This window comes from Chryseobacterium tagetis, from assembly GCF_016735585.2.
Taxonomy (GTDB): domain Bacteria; phylum Bacteroidota; class Bacteroidia; order Flavobacteriales; family Weeksellaceae; genus Chryseobacterium; species Chryseobacterium tagetis.
Genome location: NZ_JAERSE020000002.1, coordinates 239952 through 261111, shown reverse-complemented (window position 1 = coordinate 261111; position 21160 = coordinate 239952). Strand labels below are relative to the sequence as shown.

General features: G+C 34.9%; 15 protein-coding genes. 7 read left to right on the top strand and 8 right to left on the bottom strand.

Annotated elements, in window-relative coordinates; all coding sequences use genetic code 11:
- From JI747_RS06520 to JI747_RS06485, 8 genes are all read right to left on the bottom strand, one after another.
- Nucleotides 1-840, bottom strand: a complete 840-nt coding sequence (locus JI747_RS06520; RefSeq protein WP_225687111.1) for an FkbM family methyltransferase — start codon at nt 838-840, stop codon at nt 1-3.
- Nucleotides 837-2063, bottom strand: coding sequence for an ABC transporter ATP-binding protein (locus JI747_RS06515; RefSeq protein WP_225687110.1), 1227 nt, complete (start codon nt 2061-2063; stop codon nt 837-839). Before JI747_RS06515 ends, JI747_RS06520 begins: the two co-directional genes overlap by 4 nt.
- Before the next feature lie 36 nt (nt 2064-2099).
- Nucleotides 2100-2948 carry an ABC transporter permease gene (locus JI747_RS06510; RefSeq protein WP_225687109.1) on the bottom strand — a complete coding sequence of 283 codons (849 nt, stop codon included), beginning with the start codon at nt 2946-2948 and terminating at the stop codon, nt 2100-2102.
- A gap of 133 nt (nt 2949-3081) precedes the next feature.
- Nucleotides 3082-3945: a glucose-1-phosphate thymidylyltransferase RfbA gene (gene rfbA, locus JI747_RS06505; protein ID WP_225687108.1), complete on the bottom strand. Its 864-nt coding sequence runs from the start codon at nt 3943-3945 to the stop codon at nt 3082-3084.
- A gap of 22 nt (nt 3946-3967) precedes the next feature.
- Complete coding sequence (gene rfbB / locus JI747_RS06500; RefSeq protein WP_225687106.1) at nt 3968-5047, bottom strand: dTDP-glucose 4,6-dehydratase; 1080 nt, start codon at nt 5045-5047, stop codon at nt 3968-3970.
- On the bottom strand, nt 5044-6306 hold the full coding sequence (locus JI747_RS06495) for a hypothetical protein (RefSeq protein ID WP_225687105.1): 1263 nt from the start codon (nt 6304-6306) through the stop codon (nt 5044-5046). The genes rfbB and JI747_RS06495 overlap by 4 nt, the downstream gene beginning before the upstream one ends.
- A 1-nt stretch (nt 6307) precedes the next feature.
- Nucleotides 6308-7234: a glycosyltransferase family 2 protein gene (locus tag JI747_RS06490; RefSeq protein WP_225687104.1), complete on the bottom strand. Its 927-nt coding sequence runs from the start codon at nt 7232-7234 to the stop codon at nt 6308-6310.
- Nucleotides 7231-8544 carry a UDP-glucose dehydrogenase family protein gene (locus JI747_RS06485; protein WP_225687103.1) on the bottom strand — a complete coding sequence of 438 codons (1314 nt, stop codon included), beginning with the start codon at nt 8542-8544 and terminating at the stop codon, nt 7231-7233. Before JI747_RS06485 ends, JI747_RS06490 begins: the two co-directional genes overlap by 4 nt.
- Nucleotides 8545-8770: 226 nt before the next feature.
- Between JI747_RS06485 and rimP the strand changes: the two genes are divergently transcribed.
- The 7 genes from rimP to JI747_RS06450 all read left to right on the top strand — a co-directional run bounded on the left by rimP (nt 8771) and on the right by JI747_RS06450 (nt 21158).
- Nucleotides 8771-9238, top strand: a complete 468-nt coding sequence (gene rimP, locus JI747_RS06480) for a ribosome assembly cofactor RimP (protein WP_225687102.1) — start codon at nt 8771-8773, stop codon at nt 9236-9238.
- 17 nt (nt 9239-9255) lie between these two features.
- A complete protein-coding gene (nusA, locus tag JI747_RS06475; RefSeq protein WP_225687101.1) occupies nt 9256-10491 on the top strand; it encodes a transcription termination factor NusA in 1236 nt (411 codons plus the stop codon).
- 79 nt (nt 10492-10570) lie between these two features.
- Nucleotides 10571-13573, top strand: a complete 3003-nt coding sequence (gene infB, locus JI747_RS06470; protein ID WP_225687100.1) for a translation initiation factor IF-2 — start codon at nt 10571-10573, stop codon at nt 13571-13573.
- 300 nt (nt 13574-13873) lie between these two features.
- Nucleotides 13874-16762 carry a SusC/RagA family TonB-linked outer membrane protein gene (locus tag JI747_RS06465; RefSeq protein WP_225687099.1) on the top strand — a complete coding sequence of 963 codons (2889 nt, stop codon included), beginning with the start codon at nt 13874-13876 and terminating at the stop codon, nt 16760-16762.
- 14 nt (nt 16763-16776) lie between these two features.
- On the top strand, nt 16777-18309 hold the full coding sequence (locus tag JI747_RS06460; protein ID WP_225687097.1) for a RagB/SusD family nutrient uptake outer membrane protein: 1533 nt from the start codon (nt 16777-16779) through the stop codon (nt 18307-18309).
- 14 nt (nt 18310-18323) lie between these two features.
- Nucleotides 18324-19130 (top strand): DUF4843 domain-containing protein, encoded by an 807-nt coding sequence (locus JI747_RS06455; RefSeq protein ID WP_225687095.1) that lies wholly within the window; start codon nt 18324-18326, stop codon nt 19128-19130.
- 90 nt (nt 19131-19220) lie between these two features.
- Nucleotides 19221-21158, top strand: a complete 1938-nt coding sequence (locus JI747_RS06450; protein WP_225687093.1) for a putative porin — start codon at nt 19221-19223, stop codon at nt 21156-21158.
- Nucleotides 21159-21160 lie beyond the last annotated feature (2 nt).

Sequence of the window (21160 nt, the reverse complement as noted above, 5' to 3'; positions counted from 1 at the left end):
TTATTTTTTTCTATAACAGAATATATTGAGCTGCTGGTTGAAGGATTTAGGTTTTTCGTTGCAAAACGGATGAATAATGGTTTCACCTGCTACACGAATATAATATTCGAATCCTTTGGACTTAAGTAAATTAAGGATTTCCCCTAAATTTTGTTCTTCATCCAGTATACCATGATATTCTAAAAAAAGATTTTTCACATTTTTTAATGAATCAGCAATATCGAATATTAAGGTATTTTCAGCACCTTCAATATCAATTTTTAAGAAATCTACAGGCTGTTCCAGATATTTTTTCAGATCTACCGCTTTTACGGTGATAATCTGGTTCTTCTTTGCAAAATCTGTCACAAAAGATCCTGCAAGACCTCCTTCTGAATAAAACTGAAGATCTTCGTCTTTAATCCAAACTGCTTCTTTTCTAATTTCAGTAGTAGGATGTCCAAAAGTATTTATATTCTTTTCCAGAATTTTAAAAATGTCTTCATCAGGTTCAAATGCGAGAATTTTAGCTTTCGGATATTTCCGTTGGAAATAAAGTACACTTACCCCAATATTGGCGCCACAATCTATTATATATGGAGCGTCATTTTCGCTGTCAAATAAATAGATGTCATCACCAAAAATTTCTTCTAATGAATGCAAAAGGGAAGGGCCATGAGAAAACGTAAAATCCCAATTAAACACCTTTGCAGTTTCCTGCTGAAATGCAGAAGATTCCATTAAACGTTTTTTTTCTTTAGGACTGATGCCTATTTTAGGATTTTGTACATCCTGAACGTTCTCAAAGTACCTTTCTCTTTTATATATTTCTAGCAGTTTTTTTATTTTTTGTATCATCATGTCCAATGGTATTTTCCGAAAACAGAGCCATAATCGTAATCGCCATGTTTTGAGAGGTATGATCCTGTATCAATTACAACAAATTTACAAACATCTTCTACAACATCTAACTGTTGTATCTTGGGCTGGTTGATAAAAGCATGTATAGAGTATTTACCTCTTACTAATAAATTAGGTTCCAATGTCAGAATCATCTCCTCACTTACAAAATCTCTTTCACAGGAAAAAATTCTTCTTTTTCTTGCATCTAAAATGGTGACAAAAAAGCTGGCATTTTCAATTTTATGATTGATACCTATCGTAAATTTAAAATTGATAGGCTCATCGTACATATATTCCTTGGAAATATTTCCGTTACTTCTGAAAACGTCTATCTGATTGATAAACATGTTTTTATTGCTGTTGTCTCCTTCGCTTGTATAGGTGATGTCTTCATTTTCGGCATTAAGGTATGTGCCAATAGTGTCTATTGCTGTGCCTATATGCTCTACTTTTCCTTTATTCAATAAAATTCCGGTATTACATATCTGTGCGACTGAGTTGAGGTCGTGACTGACAAATAATACAGTTCTTCCTTCTCCTTTACTAACGTCACCCATCTTTCCAAGACATTTTTTCTGAAATTCGGCATCACCAACGGCTAACACTTCATCTACAATAAGGATTTCAGATTCTAAATGGGCTGCCACAGCAAATGCTAAACGTACATACATTCCGGATGAATATCTTTTTACCGGGGTATCAATATATCTTTCTACTCCTGAAAAGGCTACGATTTCATCAAATTTTCGGGCAATTTCTTTACGGGTCATTCCTAAGATGGCCCCATTTAAAAAAACATTTTCACGACCGGTCATTTCAGGGTGAAAACCGGTTCCTACCTCTAAAAGAGAAGCTATTCTTCCGTTAGTGTATATTTTTCCTGTAGTAGGTTTTGTAACTTTACTTAATAATTTTAAAAGAGTTGATTTTCCAGCTCCGTTTCTTCCAATGATTCCTACCGCATCGCCTTCCTCTATCTCAAAATTAATATCACGTAAAGACCAGACATAATCTGAGTTTCCTTTTGTTGCTCTGTCGTTGGCTTCACCTATTTTTAGATAAGGATCTTCCTTTCCCCTTACTTTATACCAAAACCGATTAAGATCATGAGAAAGTGTGCCTGTTCCTACTTGTCCGAGACGATATTGTTTTGATATGTTTTCAGCTTTTAATGCAAGCATTTAATTGTTTTTATATGTGTTTTTTTATTTAATATTTTATACCGTATCCATAAAGGTTTTTTCCACTTTATTGAAAATTACAAGACCAATCATAAAAATAATGAGGATTATAATTGTACTTATTCCTAACATCAATGGAGAAAAGCTTCCTACTCCCATCCAAGCATATTTAAAGCATTCAAAAATTCCGGAAAGAGGATTGTAATACGCTAGTTTTCTGAATATACCTGTTAATGATGATGCAGGATAAATAACTGGAGTGGCATACATATATAAACTCACTCCAAACCCTAAGATCATATTAAGGTCCTTATATTTTGTAGTAAGCGATGAAAATATCATACCAGCTCCCAATGCAAATACAGCCATTAAAAGGATCAGGAATGGAGTAGCTAACATCCACCACCAATTAGGCTGTATTTCTCCTTTTGAAAAGTAATATAGCCATACAATGATAAATAAAAGCATTTGTACTCCGAAGCGCATAAGGTTTGAAATAACGATAGAAATAGGAGTAACAAGTCTTGGGAAATATACTTTTCCAAAAATAGCAGCATTGCCTGAAAAAGTATAAGATGTTCCCGTTAAAGCGGAAGAAAAATAATTCCAAAGCGTTACGCCCGCAAGATAAAATAGAAGAGAAGGTGCACCGTCTGTTGGTAGCTTGGCAATTTTTCCAAAAACAATTAAATAAACTATTGTTGTTAATATAGGATTGATAAAAAACCAAATAGGGCCTAATATTGTTTGCTTAAAGCCTGAAACAAAGTCTCTTTTTACAAACATATATACAAGATCCTTATACTTCCAGACTTCTTTTAGTTCTAAGTTAAATAAAGAGTGTTTATCTTCTATTGTTTCTGTCCACTTTTGTGGTTGATCCATTTGTGTGTTTTTTAATTATTCAAATACTTCTTGTTTAAAAACAAAAAGTTACAACTAAGGTATTAATATTTGTTGGGATAACAAAAAACTATCGACGAATAGTCGATAGTTTAACAATGTTAAAATTATAAGTTTATTTTTTTATTAACCCTTTAAGATATTCACCATAACCGCTTTTGCCATATTTAGCTGCAGTTTCAAGAAGTTTTTCTTCGTTGATGAATTTATTTCTCCAGGCAATTTCTTCAATACATCCTATTTTAAAGCCTTGTCTTTTTTCGATTACGCTTACAAATTCTGAAGCATCATGAAGAGAGTCGAAAGTTCCGGTATCAAGCCATGCAGTTCCTCTGTCAAGAACGCCTACTTCAAGTTTCCCTTTTTGAAGATACACATTGTTGATGTCCGTAATCTCCAGCTCACCTCTTGGAGAAGGTTGAATATTTTTTGCAATTTCAACGACTTCATTATCATAAAAGTAAAGTCCTGGAACAGCATAATTAGACTTAGGATTCAATGGTTTTTCTTCTATCGAAACCGCTTTGAAATCTTCATCAAAATCTACAACGCCATATCTTTCCGGGTCTGAAACATGGTAGGCAAAAACAACTCCGCCATTAGGATTGGTTTTGTTTTTTAATAAAGTACCCATTTCGGATCCGTAAAAAATATTGTCACCCAAAACAAGTGCAGCCGGATCATTTCCGATAAACTGGTCTCCCAAAATAAAAGCCTGCGCCAATCCGTCCGGACTTGGCTGAACCACATATTCTATGTTACACCCGATCTGTGAACCGTTTCCTAAAAGTTTAATAAAACCGGCTTGGTCATGAGGGGTTGTGATAATCAAAATATCTTTAATTCCCGCTAAAAGCAATGTGGATAACGGATAGTAAATCATGGGTTTATCATAAACCGGCATCAATTGCTTACTCACAGCAATGGTGAGAGGATATAATCTCGTTCCTGAGCCTCCTGCTAAAATAATTCCTTTCATCTAACGTATTGTGATTTTAGATTTAATTATATTGTTTTTCGTAGTAATTTTGGTAATCACCGTTTGTTACATTCTCCAGCCATTCCTGATTTTCTAAGAACCAGTCAATTGTTTTTCCTAATCCTTCTTCAAAAGTCACAGACGGTTTCCAGCCTAGATCTTTGTTCAGCTTCGTTGCATCAATAGCATAACGCTTATCGTGCCCTGGTCTGTCTTTTACGTAAGTAATTAGTTTTTCAGAATGTCCTGATGGTTTTCCTAATTTTTCATCCATCTGCTTGATAAGCTCTTTTACCAAATCAATATTCTGCCATTCGTTAAAACCTCCGATATTGTAAGTTTCTCCGGTTTTAGCCTCATTAAAAATCTGATGAATGGCTTTAGCGTGATCAATTACAAATAACCAGTCTCTTGTATATTTCCCATCTCCATAAATAGGAAGCGGCTTTTCATTGATGATATTTGAGATACAAAGCGGAATCAGTTTTTCAGGAAAATGATTCGGACCGTAATTATTTGAACAGTTAGAAACAATGAATGGCATTCCATACGTGTTTCCATAGGCTCTTACCAAATGATCTGAAGCTGCTTTAGAGGCAGAGTAAGGAGACTGAGGATCATAAGAGGTCGTTTCTAAAAAAAAGCCTGTTTCTCCTAAGCTTCCGTATACTTCGTCTGTTGAAACGTGGTAGAAAAGATTAGTTCTTTTCTCATTAGGAAATCTTCCGTGAGTGTGATCAGGATTCAATGTCCAGAATTCTTTACAAAGATTCAGAAGATTTGCTGTTCCGTTTACATTGGTATTAATGAATGCCATCGGATCTGTGATACTTCTGTCTACATGACTTTCAGCGGCTAAATGAACCACTGCGTCAGGATTATATTTTTCGAAGATCGCTCTTAGTTCTTCAGGTTTTGTGATGTCTGCTTTTTCGAAAACATAGTTAGGTTCGTTCTCGATATCTTTCAGGTTTTCAAGGTTTCCGGCGTAGGTAAGAGCATCCAGATTGATGATGGTAGCTTCCGGATTGTTTTTTACAAATTCTCTTACAACGTGAGAGCCAATGAATCCGGCTCCGCCGGTAATAATGATATTTTTCATTTTAATGTTTTCAAAAAGGAATTTAGCGTCAAAGATATTAAAAGTATTATCAAAATAAGAAATGGACAATACCAAATAAAAAAATCTATATGTTTATGAATATGTGCATGCTGCTGAAACAGAATAAACCAGCTGAAAGGGGCTGTAATGGAGAACCATGTTGTGAAAATTAATTTTCTGTCAATTTTTTTTAAGTATAAATAAACTGAACATACAATTCCAGCCAATAGAATCACTGCAAATGGCACTTTTATGAATGTAAGATCTTCATTAATGAAAGAATTTCCTGAATATCGGGTTATAATATCCAAGTGAAACTTCTTTAATAAGGTCAGGTAATTTTGGCTTTTCTCGTAAAAATATTCACTGCTGGATCTTCTGAAAAAAGCATCTTTAAGATGGTAAATTCCGGTTTGGATATTTCCTGTTAAAAGATAGAACTGATACAGTAAAAAACTAATATTAATCAGTAAAGGGATCGTTAAAATGATAAAATGCCTCCAGATGAAATTCCAGTAAAATGAGATTTTATTTTCAAAAAGATAATAGATATAAGGAATTGAAGAACATATTAAAAAGACAGTGATAAATTCAAATCCGGTAAACCAGAATTTTAAAAAGAATAGAAAAGAAAGCGTAAAAATATATTTTTTGAAACTTTGATTTTTATTTTTTTCAAAAAATAGAAGGCTATATACAAAAGGAAGAAAATACACCCAATTGCACCACCAAGAACTTTTTCCGTATAAAAAAAGCCAATAATTAGGCAAAAGGAGTAAAAAAGTAATAACCGAAACTCTGAAATTAAACTTTTGACTGGTCCAATACAGAAATAAGGTTAATAAAATACTTAGTGAAAGAGAATTAAAGATTCTGAAGATTTCAAGATTGATAGCATTATCAAGTCCGAAAGTTTTGTCGAATAAACTGTACAAAATTGCCTGTCCGCCAATTTGTGTTTTGTACGGATCATAAGCTGTTTTTTCAGGAGCTTCATTCCTGATGTACTTTTCGTAAACCTGCTTTCCAACTATAGATCTTCCGTTTCCGCTTCCTTTGAAATAATAGGTTCCGGTAAATCCGCCATCATCCATGATCTTTCCGTGTTCGGAATTCATGATTTTCCCAATGACAAGCGTTTCTGATTCTTCAAGCTTACTATATTCAAATTTTTCTTTAGGAATCAGATGAAATGTATTGAACTGTGTGTTCAAAAAGAAAAGTAGGGCAAAAAGTAAAAACCAGATTGCTTTTTTCATGCTAGTTGGTGTTGTTATACCGCACTTTGAAATTCTTTTTGTCAATAATACTGATGTTGTCCAAAATCAAGCCGGTGGCAAGAGAAAGTATGGAAACAATGATGAGCATGATTGAAAAAATTAACGTGGGAACCTTATATACATATTGATATTCAAAATATTCTCTGATCGGAATAATCATAAAAAGAATTCCCAAAACAAACAGGACAATAGAAACCATTCCGAAAAATAATAAAGGTTTGTAGAGTCTTACAAGATTAAAGAAAAGCTTAATAACCTTGAATCCATCGGTGAACGTATTTAGCTTTGAGACACTTCCTTCAGGTCTGTCACGGTAATTAATGGAATATTCTTCTATGGCAAGTCCGTAATGTAAAGCATATATCGAAAGGTCGGTTTCCAGCTCAAATCCTTTAATGGAGCTCGCGTAATTTTTAACAAATTTTCTTGAAAAAATTCTGTAGCCGGAAAGAATGTCCTTCAGTTCAGAACCAAAGAAAATATTGATGAGGTTTCGAACCAGATTATTTCCGAAATTGTGGAACGCTCTTTTGTTTTCTTTTTTGTAGCTCTTGTTAGATAATCTGTCTCCGACAAGCATGTCGCAATTGTTTTTGGTAAACTGATCTACCATTTCACGAATGCATTCTACAGGATAAGTGTCATCACCGTCTATCATGATATAAAGATCGGCATCAATTTCCCTGAACATTCTGAAAACAACATTCGCTTTTCCCTGCTTTTTTTCATTTCCAACAATAGCGCCTGCTTTTGTTGCAATTTCTACAGTTGCATCTTTTGAATTGTTGTCGTAAACAAATATTTCCGCTTCAGGAATATGTTGCTGAAAATCCTTAACCACTTTTTCAATGGTTAAAGCCTCGTTATAGCAGGGTACTAAAACGGCTATTTTAGGTGCGGAAATCAATTCGTGATTGTTTTTCTCCCGATACTTTTATAATAAAATCCATTCTGTGCGGGAATTTCTAATGGATACATATTTCTTCCGTCGAAAATAACCTTATTTTTCATTTTCTCGCCCATCAGTTCAAAATTCGGATTTTTAAACTCCGGCCATTCTGTAGCAATGAAGAGTGAATCTGCATTTTCAAGAGCTTCGTACATGGTTTTGGCATATTCGATTTTGTCACCTAATATTTTCTGTACATTTTTTTCAGCAACAGAATCATAAGCAACAATTTTTGCTCCTTTCTCTAATAATAATTCAATATTGTCTAGCGAAGAAGCTTCTCTGATATCGTCGGTATTGGCTTTAAAAGCAAGTCCCCACAAAGCGATAGTTTTCCCTTCAATGCTTCCTCCGAAATATTTTTCGATCTCAGAAACAAGAATTACTTTCTGTGAAATGTTAACATTTTCAGTGGCTTCAAGAATTTGAAAATTAAAATCTTCATCTTTTCCTGATTTAATTAACGCCTTTACATCTTTTGGGAAACAGCTTCCTCCATATCCTATTCCCGGAAATAAGAATCTGTGCCCGATTCTGTCGTCACTTCCCATTCCAAGACGTACTTTATCAACATCAGCACCTACTTTTTCACAATAATTAGCGATTTCATTCATAAAAGTGATTTTCACTGCTAAAAATGAGTTGGCTGCATATTTCGTAAGCTCCGATGATTTCTCATCCATGAATATAATAGGAATCCCGGTATTGGTAAACGGCTGGTAAATCTTTGACATGATTTCTTTAGCCTTTTCGGAACTCGATCCAACGACTACTCTCGCCGGATTCATTGAATCTTCCACGGCAAAACCTTCACGTAAAAATTCCGGATTTGAAACTACGTCAAAAGGGAGGCTTGTTTTTGAGGCAATAACATTGCTTACCTTATCGGCTGTTCCTACAGGAACTGTACTTTTATTTACCACGACTTTGTATTCGGTCATCATTTCACCAATAGAATTGGCAACCTGCAGTACATAAGAAAGATCTGCGGAGCCATCTTCACCAGGAGGGGTTGGTAAAGCAAGATAAATGACTTCGCTTTTATCCAAAGCTTCTTTTAAATCGGTTGTGAAAAATAGACGTTCTGCCTGTATGTTTCTAAGGAACATTTCTTCGAGATTCGGCTCGTAGATGGGAACAATACCATTTTTCATTCCTTCTACTTTTTTTTCATCAATATCAACACAGTAAACCGAATTTCCTAATTCTGCAAGCGTAGTTCCTGTTACCAAGCCTACATATCCTGTTCCTACTATTGTAATATTCAAAATATATGTTTTTAATAATTTATGACAAAAATACTAAAAATACTTTCATGGTTTCTGATAATTGCGATTTGCTTTTTGGTTCGGCAGTAATAAAACTTATCAATCTGATTACTAGACTTATTTGTATTTTTAGTAAAAATGTTTTATATTTGCAAAAGATTTACGGAAAAAACAATGGGAAGGCTTCTAACGAAAGCCTTTTTTCGTACAGTAAATCATAAAAATTATGGAGTTTAGAAAAAGAATTGAAGAATTATTAAACGATTTCCTTGAGACCAGAAAGGATTTGTTTCTGATCGATTTAAAGATTTCTGCAGGGGACGATATTACGGTGATTTTGGATGGAGACAATGGGGTTTCTCTTCAGGATTGCTTGGATGCAAGCCGCGCCATAGAATTTAATATGGACCGTGAAGAGCATGACTTTAGTTTACAGGTAATGTCTGCAGGCTTGAGCGAACCGTTGGTGACGCCACGTCAGTTTACGAAAAATCTTGGAAGAGATATTGATGTATTATTAAATGACTCTTCTAAAATTGAAGGAGAACTTGCAAAAGTAGATGAAGAAAAAATTACTCTGGTTTTGCGTTACCGTAAGCCGAAAGACATCGGTAAAGGGAAAGTAGATGTGGAGGAGGAAAAGGAAATTCCTTACTCTGAGATTAAAAAAGCTTTAGTAGCAATTAAATTTTAAATAAGAAAAAAAAATAAATGGATAATATAGCGTTGATTGAATCCTTTGGTGATTTTAAAGACGAAAAAGGGATCAGTAAGATCGATCTGATGGCAATTATTGAAGATTCTCTTAAGACTCTTTTGAGAAAAAGATATGATTCTGATGATCATTTTGATGTGATTGTAAACCCTGATAAAGGAGATTTTCAGATATTTTTGAACAAAACAATTGTGGAGGATGAGATGTCTGAAGATGATGATCTTGAAATCGAGATCTCAGAAGCAAAGAAAATTGACCCGACTTTTGAAGTAGGTGAAGATTTTACGATGGAAATTCCTGTGGCTCAATTGGGAAGAAGAAATATTCTTACACTGAAACAGATTTTGGCAACAAAGCTTCAGGAGCACAATAATGCAATGCTTTATGAGCAGTTCAGAGATAAGATCGGAGAGATTGTGGTAGGAGAGATTCACCACATCCGTCACAAACATGTCATTCTTTTGGACGATGAAGGCAATGAATTTATTCTTCCGAAAGAAAATCAAATCCCTTCAGATTTCTTTAAAAAAGGTGAAAACATCAGAGCTATTGTAGAAACAGTAGACTTTAAAGGATCAAAACCGCAGATTATTATTTCCAGAACTGCACCAAAATTCCTAGAGAAATTATTGGAACTGGAAATTCCTGAAATCCAGGATGGAACAATCATGCTGAAAAAAGTAGTGAGAATTCCTGGGGAAAAGGCAAAAATTGCAGTAGATGCTTATGATGACAGAATCGATCCGGTAGGAGCATGTGTGGGTGTGAAAGGATCAAGAATTCATGGGGTTGTAAGAGAGTTGAAAAATGAGAACATCGATGTGATTCAGTGGTCTAAAAACCCTGAAATTTTGGTGAAAAGATCTTTAGGAAATGTTACCATCAATAAAATTGACATCAATGAGGGGGCGAACTATGCATTGGTTTATACTCCTGTTGAAGAGATTTCTAAAGTGATTGGAAAACAAGGGCAGAATATCAGACTGGCTTCTTGGTTGTCCGGATACGAGATCGATGTATACAGAGAGTCTAGTGAAGATGACGACGTTGAATTGAGAGAATTTAATGACGATATCGAGCAGTGGATTTTGGATGAATTTAAGAAAGTAGGTCTTACAACTGCTAAGTCTGTTTTGGATAAAGAGACTGAGAGTCTTCTGAATATGGTAGATCTTGAAGAGGAAACAATTGAAGATGTGAAGCGTATTCTTAGAGAAGAATTTGAAGATTAAGATTTAGTAAATAAATTTTAATAAACAGTAAAAAAGAAATACTTTAATTTTAAGAATTAAAAAACAGTAAAAATAATAAATGCCAAAAATTAGATTAAATAAAGCGGTTAAGGAATTCAATATTTCGATGTCCAGATTAGTAGAATTTTTACAAGCTAAGGGTATCGAGGTTGAAAGCAATCCTAACGCTCAATTGGAAGAAGCGGCATATTCTGCATTGGAGGCTGAGTTTGCCAAAGACGGTGAACAACGTAAAGCTTCCCATGAGGTGGTGATCACAAAAGTTCCGGAAGAAAAACTGGAAATTGAAGAAAAGAAAACCCCTGAAGTAATAAGAGCTAAAGCTAATAAACCAGAAACTAAAATTTTAGGTAAAATAGATTTGGAACCTACGAAACCTGAAGTTGAAGAAGCTCCGGTTGCTCCTATAGCAACAGTGGAAGAGAAAAAACCAGAACCTGTTGTTGTTGAAGAACCGGAAGTAAAAGCAGCTCCTGAAAAACAAGAGTTTAAGGTTTTAGATAAAATCGATTTATCACAAATTGAATCTAGAAACAGACCGGTAAAAAAAGATAAGCCTAAAGTGGAGGAGAAAAAAGTAGAAGAAAAAACTGTTGAAGAAAAACCGGCTGCAGAGGTAAAGGAAACTCCTAAACCTGTTGTAAAAGAAGCAGCTCCTCAAAAAGTAGCTGAGGTGAAAGAACAACCGAAGGCGCCTGTAGAAGAAAATCAGGAACCTCAAAAAATTGAAACCGTTTATCAAAAGCTGGATGGTCCTAAGATTGTTGGTGAAAAGATTGACTTAACTCAATTTGCACCAAAAACAGGTCCTGGAGCTAAAAAGAAAAGAAAAAGGATTGAAAAACCTGGAGGGAATAATAACCAGCAAGGAGGAAATAATCAGCAAGGCGGTAATAATAACAATAATAACCAAGGGGGAGGTCAAGGAAACCGTCCTCAGGGGAATAATAATAACCAAGGCAACCGTCCTCAAGGACAAGGTGGTCAGGGAAATCGTCCACAAGGTCAGGGAGGCCAAGGCGGAAACCGTTTTGGGAATAATAATAACCAAGGCAACCGTCCATCAGGACAAGGTGGCCAAGGTGGAAACAGAGGAGGTTTCAACAGAGGAGGGCAAAACAACAGACCGGGTCAGAGAACTATGCCTGTTGAATTGACGGATGAGCAGGTTAAAAACCAAATCAAGGAAACTCTTGAAAAATTAACCAATAAAGGAGGGAAATCTAAATCTGCTAAACACAGAAAAGATAAGAGAAATTTCCGTAGAGAGCAAGATGAGCGTCAACAAGAAATTGATGCGCAAGACAGAACATTAAAAGTAACAGAATTCATCACTGTTGGTGAATTAGCAAGTTTAATGAATGTTTCTCCTACAGAGGTTATTTCTGCTTGTTTCTCTTTAGGTGTTATGGTTACAATGAACCAGAGACTTGAAGCTGATACATTGCTATTAGTTGCAGATGAATTTGGATATAAAATTGAATTCTCGGATGCGGATCTTGAAGATACTGATTCTGAAGATGAAATTGATACTGAAGAGAGCTTGTTACCAAGAGCACCTGTTGTTACAGTAATGGGACATGTTGACCATGGTAAAACTTCATTACTGGATTATGTTAGAAAAACTAACGTAATTGCAGGTGAGTCAGGAGGAATTACTCAGCATATCGGAGCGTATAATGTGAAATTGGAAAACGGTCAGAGAATTACTTTCTTAGATACGCCGGGTCACGAAGCCTTTACAGCGATGAGAGCAAGAGGAGCTCAGATTACAGATATTGCAATTATCGTAATTGCTGCCGATGATGACGTGATGCCTCAAACGAAAGAAGCTATTTCTCACGCACAGGCTGCAGGTGTTCCGATGATTATTGCAATCAACAAAGTGGATAAACCGAATGCAAATCCGGATAATATCCGTCAGCAGCTTTCAGGTATGAATATTTTAGTAGAAGAATGGGGAGGAAATGTTCAGGCTCAGGAGATATCTGCTAAATTTGGTAACAACGTAGACGTATTATTGGAAAAAGTTTTATTACAGGCTGAAATGCTTGAATTAAAAGCAAACCCAGAACGTGCTGCAAGCGGAGTGGTAATTGAAGCGTCTTTAGATAAAGGAAGAGGTTATGTTGCAACAATGCTGGTTCAAACCGGAACACTAAGAGTTGGTGATTATGTTGTAGCAGGGAAAAATCACGGTAAGGTAAAAGCTTTGCTAGATGAAAGAGGGAAAAATCTTGCGGAAGCAGGTCCGTCTATTCCGGCAACAATCCTAGGATTGGATGGAGCTCCAACAGCTGGTGATAAATTCCGTGTTTATGCTGACGAAAGTGAAGGTAAAGCTATTGCTAATAAGAGAGAACAGCTTCAGAGAGAACTTTCTATCAGAACTAAAAAACATACTACGCTTGAAGAACTAGGTAGACGTATTGCTTTAGGTGAATTCAAAGAATTGAACATTATCCTTAAAGGAGACGTGGATGGTTCTGTAGAGGCCCTTTCTGATCAGTTACAAAGACTTTCAACAGAAGAGATCAGCGTGAATATTCTTCACTCAGGTGTAGGACAGATCACAGAATCTGATATCAACTTAGCTGCTGCGTCAGATGCGATTATTATCGGATTTAACGTAAGAGCGGGTGCAAATGCTAAAGATCTTGCAGATCGTGAGGAAATTGAGATCAGAACATACTCTGTAATCTATAAAGCTATCGATGAAGTAAAAGAGGCAATGGAAGGAATGCTTTCTCCGGAAATTCAGGAGCAGGTAATCGGTAATGTTGAAATCCGTGAAGTATTCAAGATTTCTAAAGTGGGAACTATTGCAGGATGTATGGTTCTTACAGGAAAAGTTACCAGAAATTCTAAAGTACGTTTACTAAGAGACGGAATTGTGAAGTTTGACGGAGAGCTGGAAAGCTTGAAGCGTTTCAAAGATGACGTAAAAGAAGTTACCAAGGGCTATGAATGTGGATTGAACCTGAAAGGATATAATGATATCGAACAAGGGGATATTCTGGAGGTGTATGAAGAGGTTGCAGTGAAGAAAAAACTGAAATAATTCACTATAAATAAATGAAAACCACTTTCTTAGAAAGTGGTTTTTTATTTGACTAAAATAATTTATATTCATTCTAAATAATAATTTAACTTTTAAAAATTTTATGTTAAAAGTTTTTTTAAACAATTATATTTTGCATTTTATAGAATGATTGCGCGTAATTATTATTGATTTTAGTTTTTTTTTATGCAAATGTAGCCTAAAGTGTAAAAGAATCTCTAAAATATCTGTTCCGAAAACTTGTGAATGTTAATATTTATTAACATATTTGCCCATTAAAATATATTAAAATTTGTTAATATGAATGTTAAACTACGTGTACTGAGTGCAGGGGCTTTGTTTTTTCTAGGGCAGGCTGTTTATGCACAAAAAAAACCAAAAGACACTGCTTCGAAAGAGACTAAAATTGAAGAAGTGGTTGTTTTAGGGTATTCTAAAACTATCACTAAAAAAAATTCAACAGTTGCTTCAAATACTGTGGGTGACGTATTTTTAGAAAATAGACCGAATACCAATGTTTTGACATCTTTGCAGGGGTCTGCTCCTGGTGTTATCATGAATGGAGGATCGGGAAGTCCCGGGTCTGCTAAATTTAGTTTGTTGATTCGTGGGACCAGTTCAATTAATGGTAATACAGATGCTTTAATTGTGATTGATGATGTTCCATCGAATGCTTCTGAATACAGAAACTTAAATTCTAATGATATTGAGTCAATGACTGTATTGAAGGATGCTGCAGCAACTGCTATCTATGGTAATAGAGGTGCTAATGGAGTTGTTGTTATAAGAACGAAAAGAGGTAAGTACGGAAGTGGGTTTAAAGTTTCGTATACTGGTATGACCGGAATGTCATTAAGACCTCTTGATAAATATAATCTTGCAAATACAAGTGAGTATTTAGATATCATGAGATTATATGGATTAAGTCCAAGTACTACTGGAACTCCTAATGCTTATGATAAAGCATTAGCGGGTCAAGCAGCAGGTATTGATACTGATTGGAAGAAAGTCTTTTTTAAACCTGAAATGTTCCAATCACATGATGTTTCAATATCAAGTGGTGGTGGTAATGTAGCCTCTTATACTTCATTTGGTTATATGGAGCAGGGTGGAGCTGTACCTACAACCGACTTTAAGAGATTTACAGCGAGATCAAATATTATGGCTAAATCGAAAGATGAAAAGCTAACTGTAAATTCTCAAATAGGACTTGCATTTTCAAGAAGAAATGAATTGTTTGAAGAAACAAGTTCAGCAATTAGAAATAATTCTGTACAGAACCCACTTCTTGGGGTTCTCCAAGGATTACCTTATTTAGCTCCTGGAGTTTATGCTAATGGACAAGAGTTATTTAATGCTATAGGTACTAACTTTAATGATGGTAATAATATCTATGTACTAGAAAATTTGTTGACAAAAGGAAATCTTCCTAATTTCGTTGATCAGATTTCGATTACAGGTAACTTAGGAGGTTCTTATAAAATTACTAAGAATTTTAGTTTAAATAATAAATTGGGTGTAGATTATAGACAAAGTGAGAGGACTTCGGGGAGAGCACCTTGGTCTTATTTGGCTTTAGCAACTCAAGGAACGGCTAAATATACTGGAAGTGAAACCCAGTCTATAACTAGAGATTTGAGTATCAATAATGTTGCCTCTGCTTCATATAATGGTCAGGCGGGTGAACATACGATAGATGCTACAGTGAGTTTGGAATATAATAAAGTTCATTATAGAACTTCTACAAGAACACAGAATGGTCTTGACCCAAGAACATACGTTCCAGGATCAGGTACTGGTTATGTTCCATATGACAGTTCTACTAATAACTTTCTTCCTTCTGTAAGTGCTTCAAGAATTACTGCTGGTACCCTTGCTTACTTTGCTAATGCAAACTATGACTATGCAGGAAAATACGGTTTTAGCGGAACAATAAGAAGAGATGCAAGTTATAGATTCATTGGAGCAAATCAATGGGCTACTTACTGGTCTGTTTCTGGTAGATGGAATATTGATAAGGAAAGCTTTATGGAAGGTTCTACCTTTAGTAATTTAAAGCTTAGAGCATCATATGGAACTAACGGTAACCAGAACATTATTGCATCTGCATCTGGTTCTAACCCATTATTAACAGCAAGTACTATTGTAAGAGATCAATATACTTCTCCAATAGGTTATGGGAATTCTCTTGGTTTAGGCTTTGGTTATGGAAACCCAACAGTAAGATGGGAAGATGTAGCACAGGCTAATATTGGATTGGACTTTACTCTATTAAATAATAAGTTAGAAGGTACATTTGATATTTACCAAAAGAAAACGACAAATCTATTTAGCTCAATTCCTGTTTCAGGGGTTTCAGGATCTTATTCAGTAAATGGAAACAATGGATCAATGACTAATAAAGGTATTGAACTTGGCTTACGTTATAACATATTTAATAAAGATGGTGTAAAATTAACTGTATTCGCAAATGGTTCTTATAACCAGAATAGAATTAATGAATACCAAATCAATGGTGATCCGGAACCTGGAACAACTACGACAATTGCTGGTCATCAATTATATGAATGGTATGTTTATAAATATGCAGGGGTGAATAAGAGTAATGGTAACTTATTGTTCTACACAAAAGATGGTGGAGTTACAGAAGCACCAGATGTAAGTGATGCACAGTATTTGGATGTTGGTATTGTTCCTAAATATGCAGGTAGTTTTGGTTTTGAAAGTCAATACAAAGGTTTCTTCTTTGATGCATTATTTACATTCCAAGCAGGAATTAAGAAATTTGACAATGCATTGTATTGGTTAGCTAATCCGGTAGGTCTTGGATCTAATGCAGTTGGTTCTGGTAACTTGTCAAATGATTTAGTTGGTGCATGGAGTCCAACAAATACAAATAGTGATACTCCTAGCTTAAGAGCTACTAACTGGGGTTATACTTCACAATCGGATTACTTTATTAAAGATGCCTCATTCCTTAAGATTAGATCTGCTACGATTGGTTATCAATTAAGTAAAGATATGTTAAGAAATATGCCAATTACTGGTCTTCGAATTTATCTTCAAGCAGAAAATATTTTCACATGGACCAAGTGGAGAGGTTTCGACCCTGAGCCTATCACGGGATCAAGCTTAAGTATTTATCCAAATCCAAGGATGTATACAATAGGAGTGAAAGTTGATTTTTAAATTAAATTATTACAATGAAAAAAATATTTTATATATTATCAGTTTTTCTAGTGATGTCATCGTGTAATGATGCACTAGATATAGTTCAAGATAGTGAAATTAATGATGCGACAGTTGTTTTTAAAACTGTTGATGACATGAAGTTGTTTCTTAACGGTAGCGTCTATCCCGCTGTAGATCCTCTAAATGAAATTTTCTTCACTTCACTTTTTACAGATGAAGTAGGCTATGGTTTAGCTGGGGTAAGTACCAGTGACATTTTAACTCACCGATGGGTTTTAAATTCAACTTCTGGTGATGCATCTGGACTTTGGGTAAGCAATTATAACATAATTAATAAGGTTAATATCCTTTTGGATAGAAGTAAATTGATTAATTATAATACTCTTAGTACTACAGATAAAGCAACATATACTAATATTATAGTTCATGCAAGAGCTTTAAGAGCTTATGCATATGTCACTTTAGAGTCTTATTTTTCTACAAATATGAAAGATCCTAATGCATTAGGTGTAATGCTAAGCACGGAACCTGCAAATATTTTAGAAACAAAATTACCTAGAGTTAAAAATTCTGAGGTTTTTGCATTGATTGAATCAGATTTACAATATGCACTTACCAATTTTAACACATCAAGTGTAACGACAGGTGGTGCTTCCGTACAACATTATTTACAGAAGCCTGCTATCAATGCTATTGCTGCAAGATATTACAATTATAAAGGGGATGATGTTAATGCAAAGCTTAATGCTACTGCTGCCGTTACTACTAGTGGTTTATCATTATCTAATCCTACAGCTTATCCTACAATTTGGAACGATACAGCAAGAGGAGAGATTTTATGGTCTTTATATAGACCTAATAGTGCTGTAGGTTCTTGGTCAAATATTGCTAGTCTATGGACAACCAACTCGACAGATATCGATGGATCAGTTACTTTCGATATGAGTAGAAAATTATATGATCTTATTGATGATCAAATTCCAGGTGGCGACATCAGAAAAGATGTATTTGTTGACGGATCTAGTCAGTTTGATCAATTATATCCAACAGGACCAAATCCTAGAGAAGATGATGTTATTGTGATTAATAAATATCCGGGTAAATCAGGATCTTTAGCTAGTGCTACTATGAGATTGAGAAATGACATTAAAATGTTTAGACTATCTGAAATGTATCTTATTTTGGCTGAAGTTGCTGTTCACGAAGGTGATTTGACAACAGCGGCTACCCGTGTGAGAACAATCAGAGGTACTAGGTCTAAAGGAAGTTTAGCAGCTACAATTACATATACGTCTGCTCAACAAGCATATGCAGATATACTTTTAGAAAGAAGAAGAGAGTTATGTTTTGAAGGACACCGTTATTTGGATTTGAAAAGAATGGGAGTAGCAGCTGGTGTTGGAATAGATAGAGATAAGTATGATGACGATAACCAGAATTTACCATTAACTTTACCTGCTAGCGATTATAGATTTACGCTTCCTATTCCGTTGGATGAGATTAATGCGAATCCTAATGTTCAACAAAACCCTGGATATAATTAATTAGAACAAAACTTATGAAAAAAATTGCGTTTTTAATATTAGCCTCTTTTATTTTTTTACTTAGCAGTTGTAAAGATGAGGCAGAAGTTTATGAAGGGCAACCTTACTTACATTTTAATAAAGGAGTAAATGGTGAAGCTGTTGTAAAACAAGGCACAGGATCGACGATAGCAAATATTGATTTTGGAACAGTGCAGTCTTTATCAGGAGCTGCGCAAGTTAAATTAGTTGTTGATAAAACTGTTTCAACAGCGGTTGAAGGTGTTGACTTTCAAATTGTAGCTCCAGAGGTTACTGTAAATGCAGGTCAAATTGGTGGCCAATTCCAAGTAAAACTTCTTGAGGCTACTGCAACTGTTGAGGCAAAAGTAATTGTGTTTAAATTACAGTCTTCATCAATTCCTAATGCAACGTTTGACCAGACTTATATTTTAAGATATACAAAATCATGTGATTTTAACATGGCTCCATTTACAGGAACCTATAAAGTTGTAACTGATACTTGGGAAGACTATGAAGCAGGTGATTTGGTTACTGTACAGCCGGGGCTAGCAGCTAATCAGTTTAAGATATTATCAACTAACAATCCTTATATTAGCAATGCAAGTACATCTTACATGCTTGTAACTGTTGCAAATGATGGTAGCGTTCAGTTAGTTTCTAATGAGCCTTTTAATTATGGAGGAACAACTGGTACGCTGTCTCTTAGTGGTAGTGGAACAGTAAACTTTTGTACTGGGGCTATAAATATTTCTAATCTTAATTTTTCTGGTGCTGCAGGATCTTCTACTGGAAACCAATTTGTATTAGTGAAAAATTAATTAAATTTCTTAATTATTATGAGAACCCCGTCAAAAGACGGGGTTTTTTATTCCCCATTATTTCTTATTTTTGCTACACAAAAGCAATAAATGAAATACATATTTCTTATCATACTCTTTCTGGGTTTTACAGCTCATGCTCAAATTGTTAATACTAAAGATAAAAAAGTGGCTCCCAAAAGAGAAGGAGACTCCTTAATCATTGATTCAGGGAAAAAAGACTCTTTAAAAATATTTAAGCCTACGATTAACGATTACTTATATCAAAAGCAATATGGTGAAAAGAAGGTTTTTGATACCGTATTGACGTTTGATAAAACAAATGTTTTTTCACAATACAATAACAGAGATAACTTTGGAAAAGCTCAGCTTGCGAATATAGGCTCTGGATTCAATCCCTTGTCTTATGAAGTGAATGCAGAACAAAACCTTGCCTTACTTCCAACCAACAAGTCGTATGGGATTTTAGGCGTTGATGATGTCCACTATTATGATGTGAAAACACCTACCGCAACATTTGTATATCATAATGCAATGAAAAATGGAGCAGCTCTGAAATCTACTTATACCCAAAATATAGGGAAGAGATTTAATTTTGCATTAGAATATATGGGACTTCGTTCCCAAGGTTTATACAGAAATACTTTGGCGGCGAATAATAATACCTTGTTTTCAGGGCACTATGTTTCTAAAAAAGGAAATTATGAATTATTTGCCCATTACTTACATCAGAATGTAAACAATCAGGAAAACGGAGGAATCGCCATTGACAGTGTTTTTCAGACCGGAGATAGCAATTCAAGCAACAGACAGAATGTTCAGGTTAATCTCGCGACTTCAAGCTCACAGTTTTCCTATAGAAGATACTATTTAACTCACCAGTTAACACCTTTTAATTCAGAAAAGTTTCCGTTTAAAATAAGACATACCCTTTCTCATGAAGGAAATAAATATTATTATGGACAGACAAGCTTAGAATCTTATTGGTACAGCCTTCCTGCTGAAATTGTGAATGGAGTACCGTATGTCTCAAAAAAATATTCAGATAACTTTAGCAACACATTCAGTTTGGTTTTTGATAATGAAAAATTCAAACTTGATGCAGGGGTTCGATATCAAATGTTAAAATTTGGTGCTTCAGAAGTTTCGCTGACAGATCTTGTCATTCCTAATGAGCTTAAAGAAAACAGAATTGGTGCAGTCGGAAATTTACAGGTTAAATTATTAGACAAAATCCAGTTGAACTCATTTCTTGAATTTTCTAATGGAAGCCAGTTCGGAACCTACCTTAAAACAACGAACAACTTAAAATTTGAACCGATAAAAGATTACTTTGTCAATGCAAAAGTGAATTTCCAGAGTGTTTATCCGTCTTTCAATTATCTGATGAATACTTCTGTGTATAAAAAGTTCAATTATTATTTGCAGGATGCTAAAAATCAAACTGTGACAGAGATTGGAGGTAATATTAATTTGAAATGGTTTAAAACAGAATTGTTTGTCAATTATTTTAGAATAGATAATTACACCTATTTTGATAGCAGTGCAAAGCCTCAGCAAAGCAATAGCTCATTGAACATTTCTCAGATCGGAGGAGATGCTACCTTTAGTTATGGTAAATTTCATCTGAATACAAGAGTACAGATTCAAAATGCACTGACTAATAAAGATCTTTTACCAATGCCAAGCTTTATTGGAAGAGCCAATTTCTTTTATCAGGCAAAAGCATTTAAAGACGCTGCAGAAGTTCAGGTGGGTATAAAAGCCTATTATTTCTCAAAATTTGCATCGAGAGAATATTTCCCGATACTTAACGAATACATTTTACCTTCTGCAAACTCTTTCTCAATTGGAGGACAGCCTATGATTGATGCGTATTTCAATATGAAGGTTAAAAAAATGTTCTTTTTTATAGAGGGGCAACAAGTTGGAACCCTTCTTTCACACAACAAAGCATATGCATTTCCACATTATCCTACCTATGACTTTAGGTTAAATATCGGAATAGTATGGTATATGTTCAACTAAAA

Excerpts from the sequence above, each read along its gene's own strand:
- JI747_RS06520 (WP_225687111.1), bottom strand. The coding sequence starts at position 840 with ATGATGATACAAAAAATAAAAAAACTGCTAGAAATATATAAAAGAGAA.
- JI747_RS06515 (WP_225687110.1), bottom strand. The coding sequence starts at position 2,063 with ATGCTTGCATTAAAAGCTGAAAACATATCAAAACAATATCGTCTCGGA.
- JI747_RS06510 (WP_225687109.1), bottom strand. The coding sequence starts at position 2,948 with ATGGATCAACCACAAAAGTGGACAGAAACAATAGAAGATAAACACTCT.
- rfbA (WP_225687108.1), bottom strand. The coding sequence starts at position 3,945 with ATGAAAGGAATTATTTTAGCAGGAGGCTCAGGAACGAGATTATATCCT.
- rfbB (WP_225687106.1), bottom strand. The coding sequence starts at position 5,047 with ATGAAAAATATCATTATTACCGGCGGAGCCGGATTCATTGGCTCTCAC.
- JI747_RS06495 (WP_225687105.1), bottom strand. The coding sequence starts at position 6,306 with ATGAAAAAAGCAATCTGGTTTTTACTTTTTGCCCTACTTTTCTTTTTG.
- rimP (WP_225687102.1), top strand. The coding sequence starts at position 8,771 with ATGGAGTTTAGAAAAAGAATTGAAGAATTATTAAACGATTTCCTTGAG.
- nusA (WP_225687101.1), top strand. The coding sequence starts at position 9,256 with ATGGATAATATAGCGTTGATTGAATCCTTTGGTGATTTTAAAGACGAA.
- infB (WP_225687100.1), top strand. The coding sequence starts at position 10,571 with ATGCCAAAAATTAGATTAAATAAAGCGGTTAAGGAATTCAATATTTCG.
- JI747_RS06465 (WP_225687099.1), top strand. The coding sequence starts at position 13,874 with ATGAATGTTAAACTACGTGTACTGAGTGCAGGGGCTTTGTTTTTTCTA.
- JI747_RS06460 (WP_225687097.1), top strand. The coding sequence starts at position 16,777 with ATGAAAAAAATATTTTATATATTATCAGTTTTTCTAGTGATGTCATCG.
- JI747_RS06455 (WP_225687095.1), top strand. The coding sequence starts at position 18,324 with ATGAAAAAAATTGCGTTTTTAATATTAGCCTCTTTTATTTTTTTACTT.
- JI747_RS06450 (WP_225687093.1), top strand. The coding sequence starts at position 19,221 with ATGAAATACATATTTCTTATCATACTCTTTCTGGGTTTTACAGCTCAT.